15 protein-coding genes and 2 pseudogenes are annotated in these 17,050 nt (G+C 66.7%); 12 read left to right on the top strand and 5 right to left on the bottom strand.

Features of this window, described 5'->3' with window-relative positions:
* Nucleotides 1-52: 52 nt before the first annotated feature.
* From WCE59_RS11090 to metH, 3 genes and pseudogenes are all read left to right on the top strand, one after another.
* Nucleotides 53-979 (top strand): annotated as a pseudogene (locus WCE59_RS11090) (ArsR/SmtB family transcription factor); the annotation flags it as partial.
* A 20-nt stretch (nucleotides 980-999) separates the two neighbouring features.
* Nucleotides 1,000-2,046, top strand: a complete 1,047-nt coding sequence (locus WCE59_RS11085) for a homocysteine S-methyltransferase family protein (RefSeq protein ID WP_343258830.1) — start codon at nucleotides 1,000-1,002, stop codon at nucleotides 2,044-2,046.
* Entirely contained in the window at nucleotides 2,043-4,730 is a 2,688-nt protein-coding gene (gene metH / locus WCE59_RS11080) for a methionine synthase (RefSeq protein ID WP_343258829.1), read from the top strand. Before WCE59_RS11085 ends, metH begins: the two co-directional genes overlap by 4 nt.
* Before the next feature lie 3 nt (nucleotides 4,731-4,733).
* Here metH and WCE59_RS11075 read toward each other — a convergent pair whose 3' ends face one another.
* Genes WCE59_RS11075 through WCE59_RS11060 form a run of 4 tightly spaced genes read right to left on the bottom strand, consistent with a single transcriptional unit; the run spans nucleotide 4,734 to nucleotide 7,365 of the window.
* Nucleotides 4,734-5,393, bottom strand: coding sequence for a DUF2058 domain-containing protein (locus tag WCE59_RS11075; protein ID WP_343258828.1), 660 nt, complete (start codon nucleotides 5,391-5,393; stop codon nucleotides 4,734-4,736).
* Between the two features lie 9 nt (nucleotides 5,394-5,402).
* Complete coding sequence (locus WCE59_RS11070) at nucleotides 5,403-5,618, bottom strand: SlyX family protein (RefSeq protein WP_343258827.1); 216 nt, start codon at nucleotides 5,616-5,618, stop codon at nucleotides 5,403-5,405.
* A gap of 17 nt (nucleotides 5,619-5,635) precedes the next feature.
* Nucleotides 5,636-6,415: an FKBP-type peptidyl-prolyl cis-trans isomerase gene (locus tag WCE59_RS11065; RefSeq protein ID WP_343258826.1), complete on the bottom strand. Its 780-nt coding sequence runs from the start codon at nucleotides 6,413-6,415 to the stop codon at nucleotides 5,636-5,638.
* A gap of 11 nt (nucleotides 6,416-6,426) precedes the next feature.
* Complete coding sequence (locus WCE59_RS11060) at nucleotides 6,427-7,365, bottom strand: FKBP-type peptidyl-prolyl cis-trans isomerase (RefSeq protein ID WP_343258825.1); 939 nt, start codon at nucleotides 7,363-7,365, stop codon at nucleotides 6,427-6,429.
* Between the two features lie 295 nt (nucleotides 7,366-7,660).
* Between WCE59_RS11060 and WCE59_RS11055 the strand changes: the two genes are divergently transcribed.
* Genes WCE59_RS11055 through WCE59_RS11030 form a run of 6 tightly spaced genes read left to right on the top strand, consistent with a single transcriptional unit; the run spans nucleotide 7,661 to nucleotide 12,231 of the window.
* Nucleotides 7,661-8,032, top strand: a complete 372-nt coding sequence (locus WCE59_RS11055) for a GntR family transcriptional regulator (protein ID WP_343258824.1) — start codon at nucleotides 7,661-7,663, stop codon at nucleotides 8,030-8,032.
* Nucleotides 8,029-8,919 (top strand): ABC transporter ATP-binding protein, encoded by an 891-nt coding sequence (locus WCE59_RS11050; protein ID WP_343258823.1) that lies wholly within the window; start codon nucleotides 8,029-8,031, stop codon nucleotides 8,917-8,919. The genes WCE59_RS11055 and WCE59_RS11050 overlap by 4 nt, the downstream gene beginning before the upstream one ends.
* Entirely contained in the window at nucleotides 8,916-9,932 is a 1,017-nt protein-coding gene (locus WCE59_RS11045) for an ABC transporter permease (protein WP_343258822.1), read from the top strand. Before WCE59_RS11050 ends, WCE59_RS11045 begins: the two co-directional genes overlap by 4 nt.
* A gap of 25 nt (nucleotides 9,933-9,957) precedes the next feature.
* Nucleotides 9,958-10,653, top strand: a complete 696-nt coding sequence (locus tag WCE59_RS11040; protein WP_343258821.1) for a hypothetical protein — start codon at nucleotides 9,958-9,960, stop codon at nucleotides 10,651-10,653.
* Nucleotides 10,637-11,512: a GIN domain-containing protein gene (locus tag WCE59_RS11035; RefSeq protein ID WP_449284148.1), complete on the top strand. Its 876-nt coding sequence runs from the start codon at nucleotides 10,637-10,639 to the stop codon at nucleotides 11,510-11,512. The genes WCE59_RS11040 and WCE59_RS11035 overlap by 17 nt, the downstream gene beginning before the upstream one ends.
* 44 nt (nucleotides 11,513-11,556) lie before the next feature.
* A complete protein-coding gene (locus tag WCE59_RS11030) occupies nucleotides 11,557-12,231 on the top strand; it encodes a hypothetical protein (RefSeq protein WP_343258820.1) in 675 nt (224 codons plus the stop codon).
* 3 nt (nucleotides 12,232-12,234) lie between these two features.
* On the opposite strand, the gene WCE59_RS11025 is transcribed toward WCE59_RS11030, so the two are convergent.
* Nucleotides 12,235-13,617 carry a class II fumarate hydratase gene (locus tag WCE59_RS11025; RefSeq protein WP_343258819.1) on the bottom strand — a complete coding sequence of 461 codons (1,383 nt, stop codon included), beginning with the start codon at nucleotides 13,615-13,617 and terminating at the stop codon, nucleotides 12,235-12,237.
* A 193-nt stretch (nucleotides 13,618-13,810) separates the two neighbouring features.
* Here WCE59_RS11025 and purB point away from each other — a divergent pair, with 193 nt between their 5' ends.
* The 3 genes and pseudogenes from purB (at nucleotide 13,811) to WCE59_RS11010 (ending at nucleotide 16,990) form a co-directional block, all read left to right on the top strand.
* The gene (gene purB / locus WCE59_RS11020; RefSeq protein ID WP_343258818.1) at nucleotides 13,811-15,178 is read left to right on the top strand and encodes an adenylosuccinate lyase; all 1,368 of its coding nucleotides are present in this window, start codon (nucleotides 13,811-13,813) and stop codon (nucleotides 15,176-15,178) included.
* Nucleotides 15,179-15,269: 91 nt separating this feature from the next.
* Nucleotides 15,270-16,460: pseudogene (locus WCE59_RS11015) on the top strand (JmjC domain-containing protein); the annotation flags it as partial.
* A 5-nt stretch (nucleotides 16,461-16,465) separates the two neighbouring features.
* Nucleotides 16,466-16,990 (top strand): DUF7931 domain-containing protein, encoded by a 525-nt coding sequence (locus WCE59_RS11010; protein WP_343258816.1) that lies wholly within the window; start codon nucleotides 16,466-16,468, stop codon nucleotides 16,988-16,990.
* Nucleotides 16,991-17,050: the final 60 nt, after the last annotated feature.

Raw genomic sequence — 17,050 nt, 5'->3', positions numbered from 1 at the left:
CACTTCCTGCCGCCCGCATCATCAATCTCTGTATCGCGATGCGGAGATATGAGTGGACCTGGATTCCTGGTCGGCCCGGCTGAAGGTGCTGGCCGACGCCACGCGGGTTCGCCTGCTGGCACTGCTTGAACGCGAAGAGCTCACCGTGGCCGAACTCTCGGCCGTAACCCGCCTGGCGCAGCCGCGCGTGTCCACCCACCTGGCCCGGCTCAAGGAAGCCGGTCTGGTGCGCGACCGTCGCGCCGGCGTGTCAGCCTACTACCGCTTCGAAGAGGAACCGCTGGATCCGGCCCTGCGTGATCTCTGGCGCACCCTGCGCAAGGGCAGCGACGATCCGCTGCTGCGACAGGACGCCGAGCGCCTGCCGGAAGTGCTGGCAATGCGCGCCGCGGACCAGAACTGGGCGGATTCGGTGGCCGGCGACATGGAACGCCACTATTCGCCCGGCCGCACCTGGGAAGCCCTGGCGCGCAGCGTGCTGCCGCTGTTTGAAACCGGTGACGTGCTCGACATCGCCGCAGGTGACGGCGTGCTGGCGGAACTGCTGGCCCCGCACGCCCATCGCTACGTCTGCATCGATGTCAGCCGCCGCGTGGTCAATGCCGCCACCGAGCGCCTGCGCCGCCACCGCAATGTGGAAGTGCGCGAGGGCGACATGCACGCCCTGCCGCTGGAAGACGCCAGCTTCGACCTGGTGGTGATGATGCAGGCGGTGACCTATTCCGAACGGCCGGCCGTGGCGGTAGCCGAGGCCGCCCGCGTGCTGCGCCCCGGCGGACGCCTGCTGCTGAGCAGCCTGGCCAAGCATGAGCATCGCAGCATCGTGGATTCCTACGGCCACTTGAACCTGGGCTTCACTGCCCGCGAGCTGCGCCGCTTCGTGGACAAGGCGGGACTGCAGCTGCAGCACATCGAAACGGTCACCCGCGAAAAGCGTCCACCGCATTTTGAAGTGATTTCGCTGATTGCTGACAAGCCCGCCGCCGAGAGGCCCGCGCCATGACCGCCCTGCCGTGGCTGAAGCCCGAGCGTGCCGAGGCCCTGATTGACGCCCTCGGCCAGCGGATTCTGGTGCTGGACGGAGCCATGGGCACCATGATCCAGCGGGAGCGCCTGGACGAAGCCGCCTATCGCGGCGAGCGCTTCGCCGACGACAGCTTCGATCAGAAAGGCAACAACGACCTGCTGTGCCTGACCCGGCCGGACCTGATCCGCGCCATCCACGACGCCTATCTGGATGCCGGCGCCGACCTGGTTGAAACCAATACCTTCAATTCCACCGCCGTATCCCAGTCCGATTACGGCCTGCAGCACCTGGCCCACGAGCTCAATTCAGAAGGCGCCAGGCTGGCCCGTGCCGCGTGCGATGCGGCCGAGCAACGCACGCCGGACCGGCCGCGCTTCGCAGTCGGGGTCATCGGGCCCACCAGCCGCACCGCATCCATCAGTCCGGACGTCACCGACCCGGGCTTTCGCGCCGTGTACTTCGATGACCTGGTGGGCTGGTACCGGGAAGCCGCCAACGGGCTGCTCCAGGGCGGCGCGGACATACTGATGGTGGAGACCGTGTTCGACACCCTCAACGCCAAGGCGGCGCTATTCGCGATCTCAGAAGCCTTCGATGTCCTCGGCGCGCGTGTACCGGTGATGGTGTCGGGCACCATCACCGATGCCTCGGGGCGCACCCTCTCGGGGCAAACGGCGGAAGCGTTCTGGTATTCCGTGCGCCATGCAAAGCCGCTGGCCGTGGGTTTGAACTGCGCCCTGGGCGCCGACCAGCTGCGTCCACACGTGCAGGCCATTGCCGACATCGCCGACTGCTTCGTCACCGCCCACCCCAATGCCGGGCTGCCCAATGCGTTCGGCGAATACGACGAGACACCTGAGGAGATGGCGCCGGTGCTGGCGGAGTTCGCCGCATCGGGTCTGGTCAACATCATCGGCGGCTGCTGCGGCACCACGCCCGAGCACATCCATGCGATCGCCGAGGCGGTCAAAGGCCTGCCGCCGCGCAGCGTGCCGCAGATCGCGGAGGCGGCGGCATGAGCCTGCAGCGCCATACCCGCCTGTCCGGCCTGGAGCCGCTGGTCATCACGCCAGAACTGCTGTTCGTCAACGTGGGCGAGCGCACCAACGTGACCGGCAGTGCCAGGTTCAAGAAGCTGATCAAGGACGACCGCTTTGATGAGGCAGTGGAAGTCGCGCGCCAGCAGGTGGCCAGCGGCGCCCAGATCCTCGACGTCAACATGGATGAGGGCCTGATCGATTCGGAAAAGGCCATGACCCGGTTCCTCAACCTGATCGCCGCCGAGCCCGATATCGCCCGCATCCCGGTGATGGTGGATTCGTCGAAGTGGTCGGTGCTTGAAGCCGGGTTGAAATGCCTGCAGGGCAAGGGCGTGGTCAACTCGATCTCGCTCAAGGAGGGTGAGGAAGAATTCCTCGCCCACGCCCGCACCGTGCTGCGCTACGGCGCCGCAGTGGTGGTCATGGCCTTCGACGAACAGGGCCAGGCCGACACCAAAGCGCGCAAGGTCGAGATCTGTACCCGCGCATACCGGCTGCTGACGGAGAAGGTCGGCTTCCCCCCGGAAGACATCATCTTCGACCCCAACGTGTTCGCCATCGCCACCGGCATCGACGAGCACAACAACTACGCGGTCGACTTCATCCAGGCCACCCGCGAGATCCGCCGCACCCTGCCCCACTGCCATGTGTCGGGGGGCGTCTCCAACGTGTCGTTCTCCTTCCGCGGCAACGAGACCGTGCGCCAGGCGATCCACGCGGTGTTCCTGTACCACGCCATCGCCGCGGGCATGGACATGGGCATCGTCAACGCAGGCGCGCTGCCGATCATCGATGACCTTGATCCCGAGCTACGCGGGCGGGTCGAGGACGTGGTGCTCAACCGCCGCCCCGATGCCACCGAGCGGCTGCTGGAAATCGCCGAACGCTATCGCGGCGGCAAGGGCGCGTCGAAGGTCGAAGACCTCGCCTGGCGCGAAAAGCCCGTGGCCGAACGGCTCAGTCATGCCCTGGTCCACGGCATCGACCAGTACGTGGTGGAGGACACCGAAGAGGCGCGGCAGCAGTCGACCCGCCCGCTGGATGTGATCGAAGGCCCGCTGATGAACGGCATGAACGTGGTCGGCGACCTGTTCGGCGCCGGCAAGATGTTCCTGCCCCAGGTGGTCAAGTCGGCGCGGGTAATGAAGAAGGCCGTCGCCCATCTGCTGCCCTTCATCGAGGCCGAGAAGGAAAAGAGCGGCGATGCCGGCCAGCCCAATGGCCGGGTGGTGCTGGCGACGGTGAAAGGCGACGTGCACGACATCGGCAAGAACATCGTCGGCGTGGTGCTGGCCTGCAACAACTTCGAGGTCTTGGACCTGGGGGTGATGGTTCCCGCGCAGAAGATCCTGGACAAGGCGCGCGAGATCGACGCGGACCTGATCGGGCTGTCGGGCCTGATCACGCCGTCGCTGGAAGAGATGGGTCACGTGGCGGCTGAAATGAAGCGCCAGGGCTTTACCACCCCGCTGTTGATCGGCGGCGCCACCACCTCGCGCGCCCACACCGCCCTGCGCATCGCCCCGAACTACAGCGCACCGACTGTGTGGGTAAAGGACGCTTCGCGGGCTGTCGGCGTGGCCCAGTCGCTGGTCAGCAAAGAGCTGCGTGAGCCGTTCGTTGCTGCCAACGAAGCCGACTATGTCGAGATCCGCAAACGCCATCGCAATCGCGGCGAAGGCAAGCGGCTGGTGTCACTGGCCAAGGCCCGCGGGCAGCGTTTCGATGGCGGATGGGACGCGTATACGCCACCGGCACCAAAGGAAACCGGGATCACCGCGTTTGACGACTGGCCGCTGGAAGACCTGCTGCCGGTGATCGACTGGACGCCGTTCTTCCAGGCCTGGGAACTTGCCGGCCGGTTTCCAAAAATTCTTGAAGATGAAGTGGTTGGCCCGCAGGCGACCGAGCTCTACCGCGACGCACGCACCATGCTGGACCGGATCATCGCGGAGAAGTGGCTGCGCGCGAAGGCCGTGTTCGGCATCTGGCCCGCCAACAGCATCGGCGATGACGTGGAGCTGGACGCCGGTGAAGACAAACCCCGGCGGCTGCATTTTCTACGCCAGCAGGTGGACAAGCCGGCGGAACGGCCGGACTTCTGCCTGGCGGATTTCATCGCGCCGAAAGACTCCGGTCGCAAGGACTGGATCGGTGCGTTCGCGGTCACCGCAGGCATCGGCATCGACGAGCACGTGGCGCGCTTCCAGGCCGACCATGACGACTACAGCGCGATCCTGCTCAAGGCCCTGGCCGACCGCCTGGCCGAAGCGCTGGCCGAGCGTCTGCATCAGCGCGTTCGCACTGAATTCTGGGGCTATGCGGCCGATGAAAACCTGGGCAACGACGACCTGATCGCCGAGAAATATGACGGCATCCGCCCCGCTCCCGGCTACCCGGCCTGCCCAGTACACAGTGAGAAGCGCAGCCTGTTCGACCTGCTCGACGCGGAAAGCAACGCCGGCATGGAGCTGACCGAAAGCTTCGCGATGCTGCCCACGGCGGCAGTGTCCGGCTACTACTTCAGCCACCCGGGCAGCCAGTATTTCGTGGTCGGCCGGGTGTCGAAGGAACAGGTGGCCGATTACGCCAAGCGTAAAGGCGTGGAGCTGGCCCAGGCCGAGCGCTGGCTGGCCTCGAACCTAGACTACGACCCGGAATAGCTTCTACCAGACCAGGTCGTCGGGCACCTGGTATTTCGGGTCGGCGTAGGGGTCATCCCCGGCAGGTGCATCCGGATCGACCTTCAGCGCGACGGCTGGGGGAAAGATCGCCTCGGCCTCGGCCAGCACCGCCGCAGTCACCAGCAGGTAACGCCCGGCCTGCTGCAGCACGCCCAGCTCACCGGCGTTGAGCGCCTTGAGCTGGTCGCCGGTCACATGGATGCGTTTGATCTTGCCGCCGTACTCGAAGTGCCGGGCAATATCGGCGTCCTCCGAATTCAGCGTCTTTCCTTCCAGCAACGCGGTCAGCCTGGCGCGCGCCTCACGGCGCTTGCGGGCCTCTTCCTGCTTCTGCTGCTCGGCCCGGATCCGCTCCTCTTTCTCGCGCTGGGCACGGATGGCATAGGCCTTGGCCAGATCGATCTCTTCGCTGCTGCCGCGCCCGCCCCTGCGGGGCTGCTGGCGCGGGCCCTTGCCCGGCCCACGGGCGCTTTTATCCTGCCCACGGCCACTTTTATCAGGCCCCGGGGCGGCTTTGCCGCGCGCTCGATCCCCCTGCGGTTTTCCACGCCGGGGATCGGTCTTGCGTTCTGGCTTGCGCTCGGGCTTGGCCGGCGCCTTGAAACCAAGGCCCAGCAACTGGTCACGAAGGGTAGTGCTCATATTTCCAACTCAGTAATGCGGCGGGGGCGGCTCGTCCGCAGGATCCGCATAGAACTCGCTCCGTCCCTGACGGAACTCCTCCAGGCCGCGCTTCAACACCTCGGCAGTGCGCGCCGCCTCGGCGCGCAATTGGGCGAGCGCATCGCTGAGCTCGCCCATGGCCTGCTCCTGGAACGCAAGCCGCGTTTCCAGCTCAACCACCCGTGCTTCCAGCCCGTCGCCCATTGATCCGTGATCCCGGCTTATTGGGCCGTGGGCGCGACGTCGATCAATTCGACATCGAACACCAGGGTCGCATTCGGGCCGATCGGACCGCCCGGCGTGCCTTCAGCACCGTAGCCCAGCGGCGCCGGGATCCAGAACTTGTAGCGGGCACCGCGGGCCATCAGCTGCAGGCCTTCCTGCCAGCCCGGCACCACCTGGTCGAGCTGGAATTCGGCCGGCTCGCCGCGCTGGCGGGAGCTGTCGAACACGTCGCCGTTGAGCAGGCTGCCCTCGTAATGCACGCGCACCCGGTCCTGCGGACCCGGCGAGTCGCCTTCGCCTGCTTCCAGCACTTCGTACTGCAGGCCGGAGTCGGTCACCTGCACCTCGTCGCGCTGCGCATTCTCAGCCAGGAAAGCCTCGCCTTCCGCCGCGGCCACGCTGGCTGCCTCGGCACGCCCCTGCTCCATGCGCTCGCCCAGCGCCTGCATGATCTGCATGAACTGGGGCTCATCGACCTTCGGGTCACGCGCCTCGACCGAATCACGGATGCCATCAAACATCGCGTCCAGATCCACCTCGTCCCGGATGGGGAAAAGGGTGCCGCCCATTTCCAGACCGATCACGTAACCGGCCTGCTGCTGGGCAGTTTCCAGGCCATCGATGCCCTCGATGCCGGGGGTGTTGCGGACTTCGCGCTCGGCGGCCACGGTCGGTGCGGCGGCGCTGTCTTCATCAATCTTCTTGCAGGCGCCCAGAGCCAGCGGGATCGCAAGGGCCAGGAGCACCGCGGATCCGGTACGGGGGGAAAATTTCATGAAAAACTCCTTTACAGGACGTCGAGCAGTTCGACGTCGAAAATCAGGGTTGCGTTGGGGCCGATCGGGCCGCCAGCGGTGCCTTTGGCCCCGTAGGCGAGATGGCCGGGAATCCAGAACCGGTACCGGGCACCTACCTGCATCAGGGCCACTCCCTCGGTCCAGCCGGGGATGACCTGACCCAGGCCGAAGTCAGCAGGCTGACCGCGGTCGCGGGAGCTGTCAAATACAGTGCCGTCCAGCAGCGTGCCGTGATAATGAACGCGCACGCGGTCATGCGGCATAGGCCGGCGACCGGTGCCCTGCTCGATCACCTGGTACTGCAGGCCGGAAGCGGTGGCAATCACGCCCTCGTTGGCCCGATTGGCCTCAAGGAATGCCGCACCTTCGGCGCGGTTGCGCTCACCGAGCTGGGCGGCTTCAGCCTGCTGGCGCTCCTGGATCCGACGGGAAAACGCCGTCCGCAGCGCATCGGCTTCGGCATCGGACATCAGCAGTTCACCGCCTTCAACCCGGGCCCGCAGCCCCTGGATCAGCGTCGCCAGATCCAGCTCATCGCGCAGCTGCACGAGTGAACGCGCCACGTCGGCGCCAATCATCAAGCCGGCCTGTTCAAGATCCACATCGGGCGGCGGCGAGCCGGGCGGCTGACCCGGAACCGGCTGCCCGTTGCGCACCGCCGCGCGGATCGACAGCGCCTCGCCGACAGTCCGGGCCGTGTCTGCATCCACCAGTGGGGCGCCACCTTCAAAGGCATGCTCGATCGCCCGCTGCAGCGCGACGTAGTCCAGATCCGGACCCACCGGCTCCAGGGAACGGCCGACATCCATGCCCACCATGTAGCTGAGCCGGTCGCGCTCGCTCTCAAGCGCCTGCGCGAAAGCCGGCAAGGCAAGAAAACAGGCGGCAGCAAGACACAGCGCGACTGCGCCACGCAGTGCTTTATTCATGGGGGGAAACTCCGAATTGGGGCGCCGGCGCGCGACGCGATCGGCACTATTGTCGCGGCATCCCCCGCCGCGGGCAATCACTGCCCTGAACGAAAGTTCTGCCCGGCTGAAAAATATTTGACCTGGGCGTTGACCGCCGGTGTTCTGGTGTTATAGTTGCATACAACACCAACCAACTTGGCAGGAGGATCGCCATGAACCAGGCGCTCCAAAACACGATTCTGGCACCTGCAGTCGCGGCAGCGACCCTGCTGTTCGTACTGGTGGTGCGTATAGGCAGCATCGGAGTAACGCAATGAGTGCAGTGCAATGGAGCGACGGCACCCCCATTTATCGCCAGCTGAAGGAGCGCGTGATTGCGCTGATGCTCGAGGGCGGGCTTACGCCCGGTGATGCCCTGCCATCGGTGCGCCAGGTGGCTGCCGACTATCAGGTCAATCCCATCACGGTCTCCCGCGCCTACCAGGAGCTGGTGGACGAAGGCCTGGTGGAAAAACGCCGCGGCCTGGGCATGTTCGTGACCGAAGAGGTTCCGCGCAAACTGCTGGTCAACGAACGCGAACGCTTCCTGAGCGAAGAATGGCCGCAGGTACTCGAACGCATCCGGCTGCTGGGCCTTTCCCCTGCCGAACTGCTGGACACCGAATCCACCGGAGAAGACAAATGAACCCTGACCTGTACACGGCCGGCGCGCCGGAACGGGTGATCCACGCCCGCGGCCTGCGCAAGACCTATGGCGGCACCGTGGCGCTGGCCGGCACCGACTTCACCATCGAACCGGGCCGCATCGTCGGCCTGATCGGTCCCAACGGCGCGGGCAAGACCACGGCGCTCAAGGCGATGCTGGGCCTGGTGCCCTTCGAGGGCGAGCTCGACGTACTGGGCCGCGATCCGCGCACCCGCCGCGACGAGCTGATGAACGACGTGTGCTTCATCGCCGATGTGGCGGTGCTGCCGCGCTGGATCCGGGTCCGGGAAGCGATCGATTTCGTCGAAGGCGTGCACCCGCGCTTTGATCGCGCCCGCTGCGAGCGCTTCCTGGCCAACACCAAGCTGACCCCGAAGATGCGGGTGCGGCAGATGTCCAAGGGCATGATCGTGCAGCTGCACCTGGCCCTGGTGATGGCCATTGATGCGCGCGTGCTGGTGCTGGACGAGCCGACCCTGGGCCTGGACGTGCTGTACCGCAAGCAGTTCTACCAGCGCCTGCTGGAGGACTATTTCGACGAGGACAAGACCATCGTCATCACCACCCACCAGGTGGAAGAGGTGGAGCACATCCTCACCGACGTGCTGTTTATCCGCGACGGCCGGATTGTGCTGGATGCGCCAATGGAAGACCTGGCCGAGCGCTTCACAGAAGTGCTGGTCAACGGCGAACAGATCGACACCGCCCGCCAGCTTGGCCCGCTCGAGGAGCGCGCCCTGCCCTTCGGCAAGACCGTGATGCTGTTTGACGGCATCCCCCGTTCCACCCTGGCTCCGTTTGGCGAAACCCGCACCCCGGGCCTCGCCGACCTGTTCGTCGCCACGATGAAGGGAACCTACGCATGAACGCCATCACTGATTCCACTGTTTCCACGCCCCGGCCGTCCGGCGGCCGGAAGATCGGCAGTGCCCAGCGCTTCGGCTGGCTGCTGCGACGCGAGTTCTGGGAGAACCGGGGCGGGTTCCTGTGGGCTCCGGCCATTGCCGGTGGCATCACCCTGCTGTTCACCGCGCTGGCGGCGATTGGCGCCAGCCTGCTCACCTCGCGCAGTGGCAACAGCATCCAGATCGACGATGCCGCCCCTCCCGAACAGGTGGCCCAGGCGCTGGGTGCCGCGGGCGACGTGGCCCTGCTGCTGGGGATCTCCATCAGCATGGTGGTGCTCGGGTTCGTGGTGTTCTTCTACGCTCTGGGCAGCCTGCACGACGACCGCCGCGACCGCAGCATCCTGTTCTGGAAATCCATGCCCATTTCCGATGCCGCAACGGTGGGTTCCAAAGCCGCATGGGCCCTTTTGCTGGCCCCGCTGTTGGCCATGGCCATCGGGATCCTGATTGGCCTGGCGCTGTGGGTGGTGACTGCACTGACCACCAGCGTCAACGGGGTGCCCGGCACCGCCGGCCTGCTGACCAACTCCCATCCGTTCCGGATCACCGGTTACGTGCTCACCCTGCTGCCGCTGTATGCACTGTGGGCATTGCCGGCAGTCGGCTGGCTGATGCTGTGCTCGGCCGCGGCCCGCAGCAAGCCATTTCTGTGGGCACTGATCGTGCCGATCATGGGCTGTGCCCTGGTGAGCATGGTCAGCGCGATCCTGGGCTTCAAGTTCAACCACGGCGCCATGTGGTACGCGGTGGCCAACCGCGGCCTGCTGAGCGTGTTCCCCGGTTCGTGGCTGCCCAGCGTCCACGGCATGGGCACCACCTCCATCAACGGTCCGGAAGACATCCCGCTGCTGATCAGTCCGCTGCAGAGCTGGCAGGTAGCCGGAACCCTGGACCTCTGGCTGGGCGTGGTGGCCGGCGTCGTCATGATCCTGATCGCCATCCGCCTGCGCCGCTGGCGCGAAGAAGGCTGACCGCCCCCTACATCTGGATACCGTCATGCATAAGCGCTCAAGAACCGGCATCGCCATCGTCCCGCTCCTTGCCCTTGCCCTGGCTGCAGGCTGCAGCAGCGAGCCCCCCCCGCCTGACACGGATGAAAACGGCGGCCCCACCAGCTTCATCGGCCGCCAGGCAGCCAAAGGCATCGCCGAGGCCCAGCGCAAGCTGGAACAGAAAAACATCCAGGTCGGCAAGAACAGTCGCATCCATATCAACGGACGCAGCTTCGGCACCGGTGGTGACAACAACGACCTGCCAAAGGCGGAGATCACCCCCGACGGCGTCCTGCTGATCGCCGGCGAGGAAGTGCCTGCGGATGCCCGCCAACGCGCGCTGCTGCTGGATTACCGCGGTCATCTGCTGGGCGTGGCCCAGGCCGGCATGGCCCTGGGCGCCCAGGGCGCGGACATTGCAGGCACCGCGCTGACCGGCATTGGCCAGGCAGTGTTCGGCGGTGAAGACGGGCGCAGGGAATATGAGGCCAGGATCGAGGCCGAGGCGGAGCGGATCAAGCAGGAAGCCACCGGCCTGTGCCGGCTGCTGCCGGAGCTGCATGACAGCCAGAAGGTCCTGGCCGCGGCCATGCCCGAATTCGTCCCCTACGCCACCATGACCCGCAAGGACATCGAAGACTGCGGCAAGGACACCGACACCAACCCGACCGTGGAGCCCGCCCATGAAATCAGTATCTGATCCCATGAAGACCATCCGCAGCATTCCCATGCGCCATCGCTGCCTGCTGCTCTGCGCCCTGCTGCTGCCGGTCGCCGCACATGCCACCGATGCGCACTGCAGCCACTCCGCCCCGCGCCAGCTGCAGCTGGATATGGACGGCGTGCGCACAGTGAAGTTCGAGGTCGCTGGCAACAAGCTGCGGCTGGATGCGGCCGCCAGCGCCGACGGAGCGCTCCAGGGTCGCGCCTGCGCTTCCAGCGCCGGAGCGCTGGAGCACCTCAAGCTGGAACAGCAGCGCGACGGTGACCAGCTGACCGTGCGCCTGTACCGCGAGGGGCGGCTTGGCGGGCTGTTCTCCAGCCGCGGCCATGCCTATTTGGACCTGTCCGGCAGCGTGCCCGATGACGTGCTGGTGCAGCTGTCGGTTGGTTCGGGCGATGCCTGGGTGACCGGCGCATCGGCGGTGAGCGCCGATGTGGGGTCGGGCGATATCGATGCACGCGGCATTGCCGGGCTGGTCACGGCCAAGGTCGGCTCGGGAGACATCACCCTCCACGACATCGGTGCCCTGAACGTGCTTTCCGTCGGCTCGGGCGATATCGAAGCCATCCAGGTTCGCGGAAGCGTCGAGGTCGGCAGCATCGGATCGGGTGATCTCGAGCTGGAGGGCGTCGCCGGTGACGCGCAGATCGGCAGCATCGGCTCGGGCGATGCCGATCTTCGCGATGTGCGCGGCAGCGTCACCGTCGGCTCGATTGGCTCCGGCGACCTGGACGTGCGCGGTGTGGGCGCTGACCTCACCGTCCGTTCGGTGGGCAGCGGCAGCGTCCGCCACACCGGCGTTGGCGGCAGCGTGGACGTGCCGCGCCGCCGCTGATTTTCAAACCCGCGTCTGCAACATCACAGATCGAGGACCCTGACATGCTCTCCATCCGTACCCTGCACCTGACCACCTGCGCCGCCGCCCTCTGCCTGCTGCTGCCCGCTGCACAGGCCGCCAACCCGGAAAAGGATTCAGTCCGCGGCGAGATCCGCCAGGAAATGGCCGAAGCGCGGCGCGAAGTGCGCGCCGAACTGGCCGCGGCGCGGATCGAACTGCAGACCGGCAACCTGGACGTGGGCAACAGCCTGCGCTTCGGCAAGGACCTCAGCAGTGATCGCACGCCGGCCGCGAAAGCCGAGATCACCCCTGATGGCGACTTCCTCATCGACGGCGTGACGGTGGCCGTTGACGGCCGACAGCGCCTGGACCTGCTGGCCTATCGCGGCCAGGTGATCGATATCGCGCTGGCCGGCATGGACATCGGCGAGCAGGCGGCCCTGGCTGCCATCGACTCGGTCGACCGCGGCCTGTTCCGCCTCATGGTCAGCGCCCTGAGCGGCCGCCTCGAGCGTGATATCGAGAAGACCGTCACCGGGCTGGTGGAGCCGGTGGTGCTGCAGATCTGCGACAGCCTGCCGGCGCTGTACGGCTCGCAACAGCGACTGGCTGGCAGCGTTGCGGAATTCGGCCCCTACGCCACCCTGGATCCGGACGAGATCAGGGACTGCGAAGCCGACGTGCGGCGCGAATTCGCCGGCCTCGGTCGCGACTGATCCTCAGCCGCCAATGCCACCGGTGGTCAGCGCCACCGGATCAAGCAGTCGCCTGAGCTCTTCTTCGGTCAGACCGCTGTCTTCCAGCGCTACTTCCAGCACGGGCCGGTTTTCGGCATATGCACGCTTGGCGATCGCCGCTCCTTTCTCGTAGCCGATCACCGGGTTGAGCGCGGTCACCAGGATTGGATTGCGCTCCAGCGCATCGGCCACGTTGTCCTTGCGCACCTTGAGCCCGGCGATGCTGTCGTCGGCCAGCAGGCGCATGCCGTTGGCGAGCAGCTGGATGGAATCGAGCAGGTTGGCCGCCACCAGCGGCAGCATCACGTTGAGTTGGAAATTGCCGCTCTGCCCGGCCACGGTGATCGCCGTGTTGTGGCCCATCACCTGGGCACACACCATGCATACGGCCTCGGGCATGACCGGGTTGACCTTGCCCGGCATGATCGAGCTGCCCGGCTGCAGCGCCGGCAGCTCCACCTCGCCCAGCCCGGCCAGCGGGCCGGAATTCATCCAGCGCAGGTCATTGGCGATCTTCATCAGCGCCACCGCCAGCGCGTTGAGCTGGCCGGACAGCTCCACCGCGTCGTCGACCGAGGCGATGCCTTCGAACTTGTCCTTCGCGCTCTCGAATTTCGCTTTGCTTCTCGACGACAGCAGCCTGGCCACCCTGGGTCCGAACCGCGGATCGGCGTTGATACCGGTACCGATCGCGGTGCCGCCCAAGGGCAGCCGGCGCAGCCGCTTCAGGCTGTCTTCGATCCGGCCCTGGGCGGAATCAAGCTGCGACGCCCAGGCGCCGAACTCCTGGGCGAAGGTCAGCGGCATGGCATCCATCAGATGGGTGCGCCCGGTCTTGACCACCTTGGTCATGCCCCGCGCGCGACGGTTGATGGTGTTGCGCAGGTGCCTGAGCGCCGGCAGCAGGTCTTCCACAGTGGCCAGCTGGGCGGACACGCGGATCGCGGTGGGAATCACATCGTTGGAGCTCTGCCCCAGGTTGACGTGATCGTTGGGGTGCACCTTGCGCCGTGCGGTGGAAGCCAGGGTGGCAATCACCTCGTTGGCATTCATGTTCGAAGAGGTGCCCGAACCGGTCTGGTAGATATCGATCGGGAACTGCGCATCGTGGCGGCCTTCGGCCACTTCCCGTGCAGCCTTGGCGATCGCTGCGCCCAGGGAATTCGGCAGCAGATCCAGGCCGACATTGGCTTCGGCCGCCGCTGCCTTCACCAGCCCGAGGGCGCGGATGAAACCGCGCGGCATCGGCCGGCCGGAGACGGGGAAGTTCTGCACTGCGCGCTGGGTCTGCGCACCCCACAGGGCATCGGTGGGCACCTGCAGCTCACCCATGCTGTCGCGTTCGATACGGAAGGATCCTGACATCGGCGTCTCCGGCTGGCTTGTAAAAAAGGGCGCCGGCCCGCGGTCATGATCGCCGCTGCCGGCATCGGCCCAGCATACGCCAGCCCCCCGGGGGCGCTAGAATTGAGGGGCTGCGGCCTGGCCCAGCCAGCGGCGCCCTGCCGCTCCCTTCCACTCGCCGGCATCCGTGCCGCGCCATCACCAGCCGAGACCCATGTCCGAAGCCACCCTGCTCGCCCTGTCCCCACTCGACGGCCGCTACGCGCCCAAAGCCGATCCGCTGCGTCCGATCTTTTCCGAATACGGCCTGATCCGGGCCCGGGTGCGGGTCGAGGTGGAATGGCTGCTGGCCCTGGCGGCCGAGCCAGGCATTGTCGAGCTTGCCGGTTTTGACGACGCTGCCCGCAAGCGGCTGAAGGCCCTGGCCAACGATTTCAGTGTGGAAGACGCCGCCCGGGTCAAGGAGATCGAGCGCACCACCAACCATGACGTCAAGGCGGTGGAGTACTTCATCAAGGAGCGTCTGGGTGATGACCCCACCCTGGCCGGGGCGCTGGAGTTCGTGCATTTCGCCTGCACCAGCGAGGACATCAACAACCTGTCCTATGCGCTGATGCTGGGCGAGGCCCGCGACGCGGTGATGGTGCCGAAGCTGGATGTCCTGGTCGGCAAGCTGCGCACCATGGCCCATGAACTGGCGGCCGTGCCGATGCTCTCGCGCACCCACGGCCAGACCGCATCCCCGACCACGCTGGGCAAGGAGCTGGCCAACGTGGTGGCCCGGCTGCAGCGCCAGCGCGAGGTGCTGGCCGAGCTGCCCATGCCGGGCAAGATCAACGGCGCCGTGGGCAACTACAACGCCCATGTGGCGGCGTATCCGGACGTGGACTGGCCGGCGTTTTCCGAACGCTTCGTCAGCGGACTGGGGCTGGACTGGCAGCCCTACACCACCCAGATCGAACCGCACGACGGCATCGCCGAAGCCTGCGACGCGCAGGCCCGCATCGACACCATCTGTATCGACCTGTGCCGCGACGTGTGGGGCTACATCTCGCTGGGCTACTTCCGCCAGGCGCTGAAGGAAGGCGAAGTCGGCAGCTCCACCATGCCGCACAAGGTGAACCCGATCGACTTTGAAAACGCTGAGGGCAACTTCGGCGTGGCCAACGCTCTGCTCGGGCACTTCTCGACCAAGCTGCCGATCAGCCGCTGGCAGCGCGACCTGACCGACTCCACCGTGCTGCGCGGCTTGGGCACTGCCTTCGGCCACGCGCTGGTGGGTTACGACGCCCTGCTGCGCGGTCTGGACAAGCTGAGCATCAACCAGGACCGGCTGCAGGCCGATCTGGACGCCGCCTGGGAGGTGCTGGCCGAAGCCGTACAGACGGTCATGCGCCGCCACGGCCTGCCCAATCCCTACGAGCAGTTGAAAGCCCTCACCCGGGGCCAGGGAATCACCGCCGATTCCATGCGCGGTTTCATTGAATCGCTGGAGCTGCCTGCAGCCGACAAGCAGTGCCTGCTGCAGCTCACCCCCGCCACCTACACCGGCCTGGCTGAGCAGCTGGCACGGGAGATCTGAGGCTTCGTTCCGCGCCCGCTCCAACCGCCCCGCTCCATCCGGAAAACCCATCGTCCCGCACCGCTTCACTGGATAGCGTTACCCTTCAGCCATGACCCCACCCCCCATTGAAATCGATGCCAGCGACCTGCCGCCGCTGGGCATGCCACCCGAACAGTTCCTGCGCGATTACTGGCAGAAACGGCCGCTGCTGATCCGCAACGCGTTCCCCGGATTCGAGTCGCCGATCGCGCCGGAAGACCTGGCCGGACTGGCCTGCGAGGACGGCGTACTGGCCCGGATCGTGCAGCACGATCGCGCCAGGGACGGCTGGAAGGTCAGCCACGGTCCGTTCCCTGAGGAAAAGTTCCCCGGCATGCCGCATCAGGACTGGACCCTGCTGGTCCAGGACGTGGACAAGTGGGATGCCGACATCGCCGCCCTGCTGCCGCACTTCGACTTCCTGCCGCGCTGGCGGATCGACGACGTCATGGTCAGCTTCGCCGCCCCCGGTGGCTCGGTGGGTGCGCACATCGACCAGTACGACGTGTTCCTGCTCCAGGCCCACGGCCACCGTCGCTGGCAGATCGATGCGCGCCCCAGCCCGCCGCTGGATTACCGGCCCGACGTCGAACTCCGCCTGCTGCAGCAGTTCGACCCCAGCCATGACTGGGTGCTGGGCCCGGGCGACATGCTGTATCTGCCGCCGGGCGTGCCCCATCACGGAGTAGCCGAGGACGCCTGCCTGACCTTCTCGGTGGGCATGCGCGCGCCATCGGCCGCCGAACTGGTGGGCGACTGGGCGGACGCGATGATCGCCGAGGCCGACGACAGCCTGCGCTATCACGATTCCGACCTGGAGCTGCCGCAGGATCCACATGAGATCGACGCGGCGGCCATGGAACGGGTGGTCGAGGCGCTCAACCAGCTGCGGATGCGCGATCCCGATCGTCTGGGCGACTGGTTCGGCCGCTTCATCACCCTGTACCGGGTGGGCGCACAGGCCGCCCCGGGCGAAGACCAGCGCTCGCGGATCGAAATCGAATGGGACCTGCAGCAGGGCGGGACCCTGCAGCGCCATCCCTGGACCCGCATGGCCTGGCGTCGCGCCGCCGAGGGCGGTACCGCACGCCTTTACGTGGCTGGCGAGGATCACCTGCTGCCGGCTGCCGACGCGGGCCGTATCGCTGCAGCAGCCACCGTGGACGGCACCCTCTACAGCCGCCTGTCCGATCCTGCCCGCGACCTGCTGATCGAGCTGCTGGCACAGGGCCACTACCGGCTTGCCATGCCAGACGACGAGGCCGAATGACCACCGGTCCGGCGCCAGGCTTTGAGATTGAGCGCGCGCTGCCCGGGCCGGGGACCGTGGCCTCGCGCGATGAAGCCGTAGTCGCCACCGCCGCCGTGATCGGCGCTGCGCGCAGCCGGCTGTGGATCCACAGTCGCGAGCTGGACCCGGGCCTGCTGGATGACCCCGACGTGCTCACCGCGCTGCGCCAGTTTGCCGTGGGCGGACGGGGCCGGCAGGTCTCGATCCTGCTGCACGATCCCGCCGCGGCGCAGCGCGCCCATGCGCCACTGCTTGCCCTGGCCCAGCGCCTGCCCAGCGTGTTCCAGTTCCGCGCGGTTGACGACCCGGTGGACCATGCCTACGCCGCCGCCTTCATCACCACCGATTCGGGTGGCTACTACTTTCGTAGCCTGGGCCATCGTTACGACGGCGACTGGGACGTGGCCGATGCCGGTCGCGCACGCCAGCTGGCCGAAAGTTTCAAGCCGGTCTGGGAGCGCTCCAGGCCATGTTCCGAACTGCGCGCGCTGGGCCTGTGACCCAGCCATCGCCTGACCCAACCCCGGCTGACCGATACGCGCCGTTCCACCTGCAGCGGT

It is taken from the genome of Luteimonas qiangzhengi, from assembly GCF_039548515.1.
GTDB lineage: Bacteria > Pseudomonadota > Gammaproteobacteria > Xanthomonadales > Xanthomonadaceae > Luteimonas.
The sequence above is the reverse complement of the archived record's forward strand: the minus strand, read 5'-3'. Positions and strand labels throughout refer to the sequence as shown.